Annotated in this window: 10 protein-coding genes; 8 read left to right on the forward strand and 2 right to left on the reverse strand. The window is 42.9% G+C overall.

Going from position 1 to position 14,243, the window contains the following annotated elements:
- Positions 1-27: 27 nt before the first annotated feature.
- Positions 28-399 (reverse strand): glutathione S-transferase N-terminal domain-containing protein, encoded by a 372-nt coding sequence (locus tag L3J70_05165; protein ID MCF6235752.1) that lies wholly within the window; start codon positions 397-399, stop codon positions 28-30.
- 219 nt (positions 400-618) lie between these two features.
- Here L3J70_05165 and purB point away from each other — a divergent pair, with 219 nt between their 5' ends.
- Positions 619-1,986 (forward strand): adenylosuccinate lyase, encoded by a 1,368-nt coding sequence (gene purB, locus L3J70_05170; GenBank protein MCF6235753.1) that lies wholly within the window; start codon positions 619-621, stop codon positions 1,984-1,986.
- A 340-nt stretch (positions 1,987-2,326) separates the two neighbouring features.
- On the opposite strand, the gene L3J70_05175 is transcribed toward purB, so the two are convergent.
- Positions 2,327-3,451, reverse strand: coding sequence for a hypothetical protein (locus L3J70_05175; protein MCF6235754.1), 1,125 nt, complete (start codon positions 3,449-3,451; stop codon positions 2,327-2,329).
- A gap of 265 nt (positions 3,452-3,716) precedes the next feature.
- Between L3J70_05175 and L3J70_05180 the strand changes: the two genes are divergently transcribed.
- The 7 genes from L3J70_05180 to L3J70_05210 are packed head-to-tail and all read left to right on the forward strand — an operon-like array spanning position 3,717 to position 14,226.
- Positions 3,717-5,750: a cellulose biosynthesis cyclic di-GMP-binding regulatory protein BcsB gene (locus L3J70_05180; protein ID MCF6235755.1), complete on the forward strand. Its 2,034-nt coding sequence runs from the start codon at positions 3,717-3,719 to the stop codon at positions 5,748-5,750.
- Positions 5,751-5,775: 25 nt separating this feature from the next.
- Positions 5,776-7,677, forward strand: coding sequence for a glycosyltransferase (locus tag L3J70_05185; GenBank protein ID MCF6235756.1), 1,902 nt, complete (start codon positions 5,776-5,778; stop codon positions 7,675-7,677).
- On the forward strand, positions 7,677-9,164 hold the full coding sequence (locus tag L3J70_05190; GenBank protein MCF6235757.1) for a hypothetical protein: 1,488 nt from the start codon (positions 7,677-7,679) through the stop codon (positions 9,162-9,164). Before L3J70_05185 ends, L3J70_05190 begins: the two co-directional genes overlap by 1 nt.
- A complete protein-coding gene (locus tag L3J70_05195) occupies positions 9,148-10,218 on the forward strand; it encodes a hypothetical protein (protein ID MCF6235758.1) in 1,071 nt (356 codons plus the stop codon). The genes L3J70_05190 and L3J70_05195 overlap by 17 nt, the downstream gene beginning before the upstream one ends.
- Positions 10,206-11,051 (forward strand): hypothetical protein, encoded by an 846-nt coding sequence (locus L3J70_05200; protein ID MCF6235759.1) that lies wholly within the window; start codon positions 10,206-10,208, stop codon positions 11,049-11,051. The genes L3J70_05195 and L3J70_05200 overlap by 13 nt, the downstream gene beginning before the upstream one ends.
- The gene (locus L3J70_05205; GenBank protein ID MCF6235760.1) at positions 11,048-12,880 is read left to right on the forward strand and encodes a CotH kinase family protein; all 1,833 of its coding nucleotides are present in this window, start codon (positions 11,048-11,050) and stop codon (positions 12,878-12,880) included. Before L3J70_05200 ends, L3J70_05205 begins: the two co-directional genes overlap by 4 nt.
- On the forward strand, positions 12,877-14,226 hold the full coding sequence (locus L3J70_05210; protein MCF6235761.1) for a hypothetical protein: 1,350 nt from the start codon (positions 12,877-12,879) through the stop codon (positions 14,224-14,226). The genes L3J70_05205 and L3J70_05210 overlap by 4 nt, the downstream gene beginning before the upstream one ends.
- Positions 14,227-14,243: the final 17 nt, after the last annotated feature.

Raw genomic sequence — 14,243 nt, forward strand, 5'->3', positions numbered from 1 at the left:
AAAGCCATTCAAAAGTTAATGAATAATTTATTTTTCTAACGGAAAAGTCTTCTCTAAATAAGCGATAATATCATTAGATTCATACATCCATTCGACCGACCCATCGGCTCCTTCAATACGCAAACATGGCACTTTAACTTTCCCACCCTGTTGCAACAATTCATCACGAAACGTTGAGTTATCTTTAGCATCGCGCAATTCAATGGGCAGGTTCAATCGCTGCATTGCCCGGCGCACTTTCACGCAAAATGGACAGGAGTGAAATTGGTAAAGGGAGTAGTTTTTCAGAAGCATTTCAATCTCATCCTGTTTTTCTTCAGAGCGCTTTCCAGCACGGGGCCATGTTATCCAACTAACAAATAATACGAGAGAACCTAGAATAAGCCGTACAAACTTCATAACAACAACCTTCAATCACTTTAAATTAAACGAACGCAATCATAACGATAATTTTTTCATCTTGCCTGCTAATTTATTAAAAAGAGAAAAAGAAGAGGAAGTACCAATTATAAAACTCATTAACAATTGTTAATTACCTACCACCTTGCGTCAACCGAACTATGATATATTTCCGCGTTGTAATTAAAATGCCAATTTTTATAACGCTCTGGAGTACACATGGAACTTTCTTCACTCACCGCCATATCCCCTGTTGATGGTCGTTACAATAAAACTGTTTCCAGTTTACGTCCTGTTTTTAGTGAATATGGGCTGATTCACCATCGCGTGATTATTGAAGTTCGCTGGTTGCAACTGCTTGCAAAACAAGAAAAAATAGCTGAAGTCCCAACACTCAGTACAGAAGCCAACGATACGCTCGAATCCATCATCAATAACTTCAGTGAGAAAGACGCTTTACGTGTTAAAACCATAGAAAGCACGACCAACCATGATGTAAAAGCTGTTGAGTATTTTTTAAAAGAAAAAATTGAAGGCAACAGCGAGCTTGAAGCCCTTAGTGAATTTATCCACTTTGCCTGCACTTCGGAAGATATCAATAACCTCGCCTACGCTTTGATGTTGAAAACAGCGCGTACGCAAGTGCTACTGCCCATACTGAATGAATGCATCAGCGCAATCAAAGCACTGGCTCACAGCCACGCCGAACTGCCTATGCTATCACGCACACACGGCCAAACAGCTTCACCGACCACTTTAGGTAAAGAGTTTGCCAATGTCGTCTATCGCCTGCAACGCCAATATGATCAAATAAAAAGCGTACCAATTATGGGTAAAATCAATGGCGCGGTCGGAAACTATAATGCTCACCTTTCCGCATACCCTGAAATTGACTGGCAAACACTGGCCGAACAGTTTGTAACCGATCTAGGGCTCACTTGGAATCCCTACACCACACAAATTGAACCGCATGACTACATCGCCGAACTCTTTGATGCACAGGCACGTTTCAATACCATACTAATTGATTTTTCTCGTGATATATGGGGATATATTTCACTCGGTTATTTCAAGCAAAAAGTGATTGAAGGTGAAATAGGCTCCTCAACCATGCCTCACAAAGTCAACCCGATTGACTTTGAAAATGCGGAAGGAAACTTAGGAATTGCCAATGCAATATTTAACCACTTGTCTGCCAAGCTTCCCATTTCACGCTGGCAACGTGACCTCACCGACTCAACCGTACTGCGTAATCTAGGGGTTGGTGCCGCACACTCAGTCATCGCATACCATGCCTGCCTGAAAGGTATCGGGAAATTACAACACAACCCACAGCGCACTGAAACAGACCTGGACCAATCATGGGAAGTGCTTGCCGAGCCGATTCAAACCGTCATGCGCCGCTATGGTATAGAAAAACCATATGAAAAACTAAAGGAGCTGACACGCGGACAAAGCATTACACAAGAAACATTAAGCCTGTTTATACAAACGCTTGATATCCCTGAAACAGAAAAAAAACGATTATTAAAACTTAGCCCTAAAAATTATATTGGTAATGCGATCGCACAGGCGAAAACAATATAAATTTTTCAGGAACTACCCTGAATACGACACTGTTAAACTTTAGACGACAACTCTCTTGACAAACGCCGGTGGTTTAAGCTGGGCTGTAACAGGGCTTTATTAACCTTCACTCAAGTACCTTGGATTTTCGGCTGTGCACCCGTTGGGTGATGGTGGGTTTTGTCGCTAATCATTATACAGCCAAGGCTTCTTGCGCTTTAGAGGTTTCTATCTGGGGATTGGGGTAATAAGGCAGTGCCGCAAGGATGCTGAATCATGTTTCACACTGCGGCGGCAAGGAGTGCTGACAGGAGTTAGGTGCTAATCCAATTCTAACCAAGCGCCACCACCCTAGGCTTCCTTAATAGCATTGGGACAGGTCGGGATGCACTTTGTAATTGCTTTTATAGTCCTGGAGTGCGTGAGAGGCGGTATCGCGCGGGTCGAAGTCACCAAACCAAAAATTAAAAAAAGTCTTTGTTGAAGTTTCTTCATTCTGTAAAAGCTCTATCCAGGCATGATAGGCTGTGGATTGGTCGCACAGGTCAGTCAATGTGGAATCCCAGCTCCAGGGTGAAAAGCGATTACGAACTCCAAACTCAAAAATAGTCATAGGAATGTCTCTCAGCCCAATATCGTCGAGGTAAGTTCTTAGATCTTGAACAGCATCTTTTTGGTTATTCTTAATATCGTCATAATTGGTGCCGAAAAAGGGTTTATAAAGGCTCCAGCCAATGAGATCAACACCACTCAAGGCAAGTTTAACTGATGAGCCATATGACGAAGCAGGAGCGCTATACAACATATTCCAGTCAATATTTACGGCAAGGGTGCTCTGCTTTGAGAGTGATGTCATTAAAGAGGTATGAACCTGGCTCCATTCAAAAGGATAAGATTTAATGGATTCGATATATTCGTCATTGACTGAAACGATCAAGTCGTTTGAATTTGTCTGGCTATAGTATGCTGCACTTGCGCTTTCAGCAAGATCGACGGGGCTACCATTGCCTTGAGAAAACGTTCCATTGAGGGGGTTGAATTTAATTTTAGCGCGCCAGACATTATTTGAGCTATCGTTGGGGTCGATATAGTCCATCAACATTATTTTAAGAGCGACTGGGCTATATCCAAGTGCATTAGCGTATATCAAACATTCGACGATGTTCTCTTTATATTGATTGCTTGCAGGTTCGACATGCAGGTATCCAGGTTTATTGCTAAATGTTTTCAAAGGATTTTCAGGGTCGCCTTGGTGCCAGCGTCTGTAATCAACATTAAAAGTTACCGCATCAAAACTTCCCACGCCACTTTCTAAGCTGTTTTCACACGAACCGGTATCAACAGCCGTAAAATTGTTGGTGTACTCAGTGGCACTGTAGATCGTAAATCCAATGGGTATTTTTGCTTCAGCCAAAGAAAGAAAAAAAGCTGAAAATAAAAGTACGGAGATAAAAATTTTAGTTTTTTTTGTGCCGAAGTTGCTCATATGCTAGGTTCCTAAATCAAAACTAAATCTTATTTAAATATTACCTTACAGCAACATAGCAATGATTGAGATGAGAAGCAATACATTGATGCCGGCCAAGTAAATTCTGGTAAGACAGCCTCTAAAAATAAGGCAGGAAGGATATATGTTCACACTTATATCTGTTATGCTTTTGGTGCGTTGTTGATTTGAAAAGATAAGCAATATTCGTAATTGGTTGCATAGAGTATGTAGTAGCTTAAACATTCAAACAGGCTTTAATAACATGAGTTGTAAGAATTTTACTTTTAGTAAAACAAGATTTTTTAAGTATTTATTTTTATTTTTATTTTTTCCATCTGCTGGGTTCGGTTCGGATGTCAGAATAACATCAGATAGTAACGGCATTAAAAAACCAGGCGGACAGGTGTTAACCAGCCTGAAAGATCTTGGGAATGAGACTGGTATTCGTTTTGAAAGTGCTGTAATTGGTCATGAAGAAAAACTGACTTACTCTGTTCCCCACGACACAAAAATATCATCTGCAAGCATTCATCTTCGTTACGAAACTTCACAATTATTGAATAAAGGTTCGACTATCCTGTTGTTGGTTAACGGCTATCCGCTTGAACAGGTGCAATTGACAGATGAAAAATATCGTAGTGAATTCCAAGTCGATATTCCTGTTAATTTAATACAACCCGGCACCCTAGATATCACTATAAAAGTAACCTTACTCACTTTAGAAGAGGATTATTTGGCCTCGCATATGAACGGTGCTTTACTTTATATTGAGTCGGATTCAACACTAACCATTGGTTATCAGGGCGATATTTCATCACTACGCGATGCTTGGGTCTTGTTGCCCAAAAAAGTCATTCTAACAGTTCCGGAACGATCATTTTCCGAGGATGAATATTATGCAGTCTGGGGGATTATGGATCATCTGTACCGCCAAGGAAAAGAAATTAGCATTACGCATTACCCGGAAATTGGCCATCTCGTTTTCGGGGACAGGTCAAGACTAAAGAAACAGTTATTGCAGGAGTTGCCAGCAGCACAAGCGAAGCAGGAGGGCTTTGATTCGTTTAGAGCCCTTGATGACAGTATGATTATGTTGGTGAGTAGTCCGCTGCGTAGTGTTATTTCTATTACTAAGCCTGCTGAAGTATCGGCTTCTGCGTTAATGAATAATAGCTGGCAAAAACTTGTGGCAGGAGATCAGTATAAAATTTTCACTACCGATTCCAGTGAAAAGTTTAATTATTCTGATGATGTCGCGTATGAAATAAGGCTTTCTGATTTTGGTATGGATACATCAACCCGTTATATTTGGGGTAATACGGAATGGGAGTTATTACTGGATCCTCTCAAAATGCCCGCGGGTACACGCCCAGCGATGTTATTTTTAGATTTGATTGTTCCGCCGTCATCCAATAAGGCGGCATTCAGCTTATATACATATTTGAATGATATCATGATCCACGCGCAGCATCTGGATGACAGTGGCGATGTGCAGCGCCTGCAAATCCCGCTGCCTGCCAGATATCAGCAGTTGTATAATAATCTGCGTATACAAATTCTGAATACAGAAGCCAGAAGTATTGACTTTCAACAGGGAGCCACTACATTTCCGATTCAAATATTGCCTGAAAGTGCTTTGATTCTCGAACGGAATACGACTAAACCCAAACGATTTGTCGACCTTCCGGCTTATCTTGCCGATCAATTCGACTTCTATCTGCCTTCGGCTTACCTCGATAGTCCGGATGAGTCGTTGCTCTTCACAGCGGCTTTTACTGCAAATTTTCCGGTACCTTTTGCACATCGTAAGGCCACTTTCGTTCAGCCTGGCAGTATTCTTACCCCCGCGCGTCCATTTATTGCCTTGGGTGATGTTGTGCTTTCAGAATTGAACGCGCCAGTGAGGTTTGATCAAGGTGTTATTGATATTCGGGACAGAAAGAACGAATCATTATTGCAGGTAGATAAGTTGTCAGGCATTGCAATTGCGCAGCTTGTTACCAGTAATGGCCAACACGGTTTGTGGTTACGTTCCGGTGACAATAACCCTTATCCGGATGTGCGCAGGTTGTTTCTTAACGAAGATGATGTTGCTTTTGCAGATCGGAGTGGTTTGCTGTTCAGCCTGAATAGCACAGAGCCCACTCTGGCCAGGGTGCATTACCCGACAGCTCGCAACTGGCTGGTAACCGTCAGTGAATACCGTTTCTGGATAATGGTTTTTGTATGGCTGATTTTGACATTGGGTATTGTTTATTTATTCAGACGCCGCCGTCAACATCAGAATAATACCTAGCAGTGTTGGTGAGGCGATAAAGTTAATGGATGACTCCACAGTTTTTAAGAAAAATGCAGTAGGTGATGTCACTCTTATTGGGGCGTTGCTGGTTGATCGTGGGCTACTTCAGCAGAAGCAGCTGGATACAGCACTTGAACTACAAGGAAAATGGGGTACACGCCTAGGCGATATCTTGCTATCCAAGGGCTGGGTACGTGCTCAGGATTTTTATTTCACGCTGGCTATTCAGTATCGAAAACCATTTGTTGATCTTTTTAAAGAACGTCCAGATAAAAGTTTGTGGAAAAATGAAGAGCTAACTCGTTATACGGGATTACTTCTGCTGCCTTTACGTAAAACGGATGGGCGTACCTTGTTTGCCGTGGCAGACCCGACACCAGCGGTGTTTGAGTATATGGATGAGCATAGCGATGGTTTGTATGATTATGTCATAACGTCCAAATTTGACATTATATGGTCGGCGCAAAACGAGGCGGACAATCATTTTAGTGACCGGGCGGTGAATGAACTCGCTCGGCAACAACCAGTGAATTCAGCCAGCGAAGTATTTACCCGTGCACAGTTGCTTTGGATGTATGGTGTATTATCCGTGATTATTGTATCTGCCGCACTTTGGCCGATTACTACTCTGATTCTGATTAACCTGTTCATTAGTGTTTTTATGCTGTTGAATTTTGGTTTGCGCATGTTGTTTGCCTGGGTCGGCAGTCATACAAAAATTGATGTTAAGGTTACTGACGAAGAAGTCCGTGCGCTTGATGACCGTGACTTGCCTTTTTATACGGTTCTTGTTCCTATGTACAAGGAACCAAGTGTGTTGCCCATTATTACCGAATCATTGAGAAATATTGACTATCCACTTTCAAAGTTAGATATCAAACTGATACTTGAAGACGATGATGAGGAAACGATTGCTGCAGCTAAGAAACTTAATCTGGAAAGTATTTTCGAAATTATTCGTGTTCCGGTTTCGTTGCCGAAAACCAAGCCGAAGGCCTGTAACTATGCGTTGAGCTTTGCGCGCGGCGAGTTGGTCACGATTTATGATGCCGAGGACAAGCCTGAGCGTGATCAGTTAAAAAAAGCGGTTATCGCTTTTCGTAAGGCACCGAAAAATACTGCTGTAATTCAGGCACGTCTTAATTATTTTAATGCCAATGAAAATTGGCTTACACGTATGTTTACACTGGAGTATTCCCTCTGGTTTGATTTTTATTTACCCGCACTTGAAGCACTGAAAATACCGATACCTCTGGGCGGCACCTCAAATCACTTCAAACTTGATATTCTGAAAAGTGTTAACGCATGGGATCCTTATAATGTTACTGAAGATGCCGACTTGGGTGTTCGTCTGACACAGCTAAATTACCATGTAGGTGTGGTTAACTCGACAACTTATGAAGAAGCTACGAATCAGTTTGGTAACTGGATACGGCAACGTTCACGCTGGATTAAAGGTTATATGCAAACCTACCTTGTGCATATGCGTCACCCCATACGTTTGTATAAATCACTGGGGCATGTTGGCTTCTGGGGCTTCCAGTTTTTTATCGGTGGCGCTGTTCTCAGTTGTTTGTTGGCACCTGTTCTCTATGTAACGTACTTTACCTGGCTGTATACTCAAACCAATGCAATGGATGCCATCTTTCCATCCATTGTGCTGTATGCCAGCCTATTCAGCTTGTTGCTGGGTAATGGGCTATTGATTTACCTGTCAACACTGTGTGTATTTAAACGTCATTTGTACCACCTCATACCTTGGGCGCTGACAGTCCCGGTTTATTGGTTGATGATGTCGATTGCTGCCTATAAAGCACTTTGGCAGCTCATCCATAAACCTTTCTACTGGGAAAAAACCACTCATGGCTTGACTAGCTTTTTGCATGCTGATCCGCGTAAAAAAAATAACCAGGCCGATACATAATGGTAAGTAGACAGACAGCTGATTTTGTTTGGTTGCTGCTGCTTGGAGTTTTGTTAGTCGTTCTCTGTGCCTGGCTGACAGGGAACAATTTCAATAGTGAAGTGGCATTACGGGACTGGGTAAAAGTTATCGGTGTTTTAGATGCAGATGAGTTCCGTCTTGAACACCTTGGATTGAATACACCTCATTTGCCTTTGTATTTATTGATGCCTTTTGCTTGGTTGTTGGAAAATTCACTGGGGATCGTGCCTTACCTGTTGTCCAGCCTGTTAATTGCATTGTTACTGACGATCTGGAATCACCAATTACGCCATACAGAACTTGTATTATGGCAACGTACCCTGTTGCTTATGCTGATATTGTTACAGGTTCCTCTTTTGTGGGCAGCGACCACTGGCGGACATATTGCACTCACTCTTTTAGTCTTTTATTTTGTATGCCAAGCTTGTTTACGAATGAATTTTCAGGCAGATCTACGTTCTTTTATTATGCTGGGTTTGTCGTTGGGCTTGTTGTTTTTTGTTGATGCAATGGCGTTGTTTATATTTATCGCCTTGTTTCCTTTTTTTGCAGTAATCGCACCACAGCGCATTTTTCGGGAAGCGCCCTTAAGTATGTATATTGTTATTGCGATTCCGCTGGGTGTAGCTGTCATTACATGGGGTTATCTTGGCTGGATCTTTGAAGGAAGAGTAAGCAACTTTATCTATCAACCAGGCTCTACATTTCTCGGAGCCTGGCAGCATGCCGCTGATTCACCTTGGCTGATTCGGTATGGTGGTCAATGGTTTGCATCACTAGGTGCTGCTTTTATGCTGTTGCTGGTTTATTTTCCCGTTGTTTTTCTGCTGTTGGGACTAGTCGCAAAACGCAAAAATCATTTAAAGATAAGTTTGACACTGATATTGGTTCCGCTGATTGCCATTACTTTTGCGACCAGCAAATTCTACCTTGAACGTCCCATTGATATGTTGGCACTGGTTATAGTTGGTATTATGGTGCAGTTGAGCATTATCCAAATTCGGAAAGGCTGGAAGTTTTCGGCTGTTGTGCTCCTGCTCGTCGCAGGTGGTGTGTCAGGTTGGTACAATTTTCTACAGATGTCAGACCCTGCCGTACATGACTGGCGAAAGGCGCTTTTTGCTAGCCTGGATAATACACATGCGGCAGATATAGCGCTGGGACAGTTCTTATCCCGTCATCGTGGTGAGACGCTTATCGATGATTTTACAGCCTATCGTGTTATTGCTGCTCGTGGCGATGCCGAAAATATAGCATTGCCTAGGTCAGACTTATTCAAGTTACAAGTTCGCAGGCAGGTGCCTGATATAACCTATATTGTAGTGCCAGACCCTCGTGTGGGCCAAGGTGGTTGGGATCGCATCAATAAACATTTTCCTGACTTATATGCCTCGGGCATGAAAAACTACCAGCAGGTTTATGATAATCAGGGTTGGCGGGTATTCAAGCATGTCACTGACCGATAAATTGCATAGTCTACCGCTGTTATGGGTATGTGCGCTGCTGTTAATCACTCAAAGCGTCGATGCAAGCTCAAGCTGTTCGTCACCTATCCTTCGAGGATTTACTGTCTTGCAGGACAGCCAGACTGCACTGAATTCCCCACAGTTCTGCCAGTCGCTTCAAAAACTTCAACAAACTGGTGCTAACTCTGTCGTCTTTGTCCCTTTTATGAAGCAGGAGAGTGTGCAAACAACGAGCCTGTTTTTGGCCGAAAATGTATCTGATGAACAATTGATAGCGGGAATACGTGAAGCAAAGCGCCAGAAATTGCATGTTGTGGTCAAACCACAGTTGTTAGTCAACGGCTCTTGGGCTGGACGAATTAAGTTGAAGACAAATTCGGACGAGCAAGCATGGTTCAAACGCTATATTGAACATTTAATTCACTATGCCAAGATAGCTGAGACGAATAAGGCTGATGCTTTTGTGATTGGTACTGAAATGAAACGCTTGAGAAAGAGCCAATATTGGCCAGATGCTATTCAGACTGTACGCCGCCACTTTAGTAGACATATCACTTATGCTGCTCATGGCATAGATGGTGTTGCCGAGTTCCCATATTGGAATTTACTGGATAGCATCGGTGTTACGTTGTACCCAGCATTCCCGAAAAAAGCCAGTGCTGGAGAGGTGCGTGCGGTCATTGATCAGCATATTGATGAGCTTGGGGAAACAATCAAAAAGCAGGGTGGCAAAGCGGCTTGGATACTTGAAATAGGTACGCCATCCGCTGAAGGATGGGAGCAATACCCTTGGGACTGGCGGAAATTACGTGATGAAAAGCCACGGGCAAACAGTCAAATGCAAGCTGCCATCATGAAAGAGTGGCTGGAGTCTGTTGATAGATCATGGATTGAAGGGGTCTGGGTATGGAAATGGAGAAGTTCACCACAAGCCGGGGGCGAAGACGATTCGGGTTATACAGTACAAAACAAACCAACACAACTGATTATTAAGGCAGCCTGGCAGTGTAGTGCGCTGATTCCAAATCAAGAGCCGAATTTATGCAAAAATTAGTTCATCGAAGGTTTTTTAAACAGAGCTTATTCGGCGTGGTGACGCTGATCTGTGCAAGTATCGTACAGGCAGCTAGTCCCTGGATGCGCTCTGAAACAGAAAAGTATTACTGGGCTGGTATCAGCTATTCAACAGGAGATCAACGTTGGGATGACAATAGCGACTTAAAAAAAGCCGGTTGTCGGAACAGTGATTTGTATATGCATCACAAATTCGAATACGGGTATAGCTATTATCATACTCTAATTGCAGGATTAAGCGTAGCTTCCGCTAACTGTGGCGATGATAACCTGACTGGCGTTGGTGATCTAACGCTGGGTATTCGTGGGCGGCTGGATAAATATACCAATGGCAAAAGCTGGGAAATCACGATGATCATCCCAACAGGGTATGAGCGGGATAATTCATCGCGTCTGGGTAATGGCCGCTTTGGTATCGAGGGTGGTGTCGCCTGGTTATTCAGGAGTAAGAATAGAGGGGTTCCCAGCCCTTTGTCTTGGCAGGGTGGAACCTCAATTCGCCTTTGGCAAGGGCCGCCCGCTGATCAATTCCTCAGTTATTTATCGGTACAGCGACAGATTACAACAGTCGGCAAGATTGGTTTGCGTATCAGCGGTGATTTTTCCTTCCAAAATGAATCGCCTGAAAAAACAAAGTTCGAAAACCGTACTCGCTTGACGGATTTCGATAAGGTAAGAGCCGCAATCTCATGGTCTAGTCGTATCAATGCACGTTGGTCCTATCAAACAAGTGTCGGCCATGTTCTTTGGGGTAGAAATGTAACTAACAACCTGACTATTGGTGTCAATATCAGTCATGACTGGAGCCGATGAAACCTATGACATTACCGATGAATTTTATTTGCCGAAACATCTGGATTCTTATGTTATCTAGAGTATTTGTGCTGTTTTTTTTGAGTGCCACAATTCATGCCGGTGAAGAAGGGGTTATAGCAGAAGAAAATCGAACTAAAAACGTTGAAGAACAAACGAATTTATCGCCAATTAATATTGGCACCATACACTTAAAAATGCGGCCTGTTGATGCAGAGGTTCTTTTTCGCAAAGACCCGCACGACACTTCCTCATTTTCAGTTAGCATCAAGGATAATGATGGGAAACTATTGAAAGGGCGAGCCAAGGTGTCAGGCAGTTTTACCCGCCGGTTTCCCAAAAAAAATATTTTAATAAAACTCGATGGCGAACAGCAGTGGCAAGGTCAACGAAAAATATCCCTTGATGCCATGGCAACCGATGGCTCAATGCAACGGGAAGGGCTTGTCTGGCAGCTGGCCCATGCATTGGGTATGCCAGGCCCCAAGCTTCAATATGTGCGTGTCTATATCAATGATCGCTACAAGGGGTTGTTTATGCATACCGAATGGATTGATACTGGGGTTATGGAACGCTATAAATTGGGTGCCGACGGGCAGTTTTTCCATCCCTCCGATTCAAAGTTTTGTGGTGATTTCCTATTACATAAAAAAAGATCTCTGAAAGACTGTTGGCTCAAACTTTCGCCACGGGACTCGGACTTCTCTCCTTTGCAGGTGCTTTCAGAAAAAATTTCTCAAACACCGATTGCAGAATTTCATGAGTTCCTCGAAACACATTTTGATATTGATTCTGTCATCAACTGGCTAGCACTCAATGTGCTTACCAGTAATGGTGATACTTATAACAAAAATTATTTTCTTTATCAGTCAACTGTTAGCGGAAAATGGGTGGTGATTCCCTGGGATTATGACCTGTCTTTCGGACGCAATTGGGATGCTTATCTGCCGTTTCCCAAAGATATTCTGAATGATAACTTTCAGTATTTTTACCCCCCTGAGCTGGGTGCACCGAACCCATTAAAAGAAAAAACATTACGCAACCCCGTGCTTAATAAACTTTTTACTGAGCGAATGCTTCATTTGCTTGGTGAAGAACGGCATGGGCCAGAAGCGACATTTGCTTGGTTTAGCCCTCAAGCCATGCATGAACGCATCAATAATACTGCCGTCAAATTGCAACCTGAGCGCATTGATGACCCTTATCTCAAAGGCAGTGTGATTGATTTTTCGCAAGAAACAGAAAGCCTTTGGCATTACGTGCAGCGACGACATGCTTATTTGCGTGAAATTTTTATGGGTTCCGTGCCTTGGAACTCAGAACTTGCCATCTGGAATCCGGCCGATGCACCACCACGTCCACCGTTGAGCATCAGTTTATTTGCCAGCCAGGAAGTCCCCAATAATGGACAATATTCGACAATTGCAGCACCAGCTTATGGATACCTGCTGGCTGCGATAAAACTGAAAGATAGTAACGGGATGGCTAAATTTAGCGTTGAATCTGAAATAAAGCACACACCCACCATTATTCCACCTGGCTATGATTCCTCCGCCTGTATCCAGCGCAACTGGTTTGTAACATTACGGACACCGTTCAAATCACGGGTCATAGATTTGCAATTGGATTATTTACAGGAAGATTCAAAACGACAGGAATTGGGAAGCGGTGGTACTGAACAAAACCTTAAACTTTGGGTGCTGGATGGTCAAAATTGGTACATGCTCACGATGCATGTTAATCCATTATCCAATGTGATCAGTGTCAACAACATGACAATCCACCCTTTGCAAATGTTGCATTTTGTTGCCTGTTCGGAAAATAAATGAAGGATATTATAAAGGTGGTGGCTGGCCGTGTTATGTCACTGTCAGCAACGATACACAACGATGAAATCGGGTTAACACTCAGACTGGCATTTCGTATTTTCCTCATTCTTTTTGCTTATTACCTGCTTAAACCAGCCCGTGAATCTTTTATCCTCACTGATGGTAGTGCAGAGCTACGCAGTTATTCGGTGGCTTTGCAGGCGCTGGTGCTTTTCATTGTTATTCCGTTATATAGCATGTTATATAAACGTGTCACGGGTGGAAAGCTCTACGACAGAATCACGATTTTTTTTGTGGTGACACTGATGGGTTTCTGGTTGGCTGGGGTTAATGGCTTTGCGATCAGTGTGCCGTTTTTTATCTGGCTGGGTATTTTCAGTGTCACACAAGTTGCCCAATTCTGGGCATTGGTGACAGACCTTCATCAGCCTAAATCAGGTAAAAGGTTGTTTGCAATTATCGGGTTTGGTGGTTCTTTAGGGGCGGTGCTAGGCTCCAGTTTTGCCTCAGAGCTGTTTGCTTATTTTGGCCCATACACTTTGTTGTTACTGGCTGCGGCTATTCTTTTACTCAGTAGTCTGGCAGTACGCATCAATATTCCAAATCAAGCTGTTGCCACTCGAGCCGAAAAGGCAGTTGATTGGAATGCCATGCTGGGCGGTTTGCACTTGGTGATGAAATTACCTTATCTGCGTATTCTGGCCATATTCGTTGTATTGCTTAATTGTGTTAATTCAATTGGCGAATATATTTTGGCAAGCATGGTTGTTGATCATTTTTCTGATATCACTTCCAGTGAGGAACGAGGCATTTTGATTGGCGAATTTTATTCGGACTTTTTTTTCTGGGTAAATCTAGCCAGTTTGCTATTACAGTTTTTTATTGTTTCAAGAATTTATCGCTTGATTGGTGTGTCGGGAGCAATAGTATTACTGCCCTTAATTACAACCATAGGCTATACACTGATTGCATTTTTCCCGATTTTTGCAGTGGTGCGTATAATCAAAATTATCGAAAACAGTACCGATTACTCGATAACTTCAACCAGTCGCCACGCACTCTTTCTTCCAGTGTGTACTGACTCAAAATACTTGGGAAAAACCACGATTGATACCTTCTTCTGGCGGCTTGGTGATCTGATACAGGCTGGGGTCGTTTTTACAGGTACCGCTCTGTTCAAGTTAGAGCTTGGTGCCTTTGCGGTAATCAATATTTTACTTTCATTGTTGTGGTTATGGGTGGGTATAAAGATCGGACGGTATTATAAATACTACACACAGCAGTCGGCGCTTACCGGTAACATCGATATGATTACTCCTATATCTTCCAAAAAACCAGCACCCTGATTGCTAATAGCTTATGA

Source organism: Gammaproteobacteria bacterium, assembly GCA_021648145.1.
Lineage (GTDB): Bacteria > Pseudomonadota > Gammaproteobacteria > JAADGQ01 > JAADGQ01 > S141-38.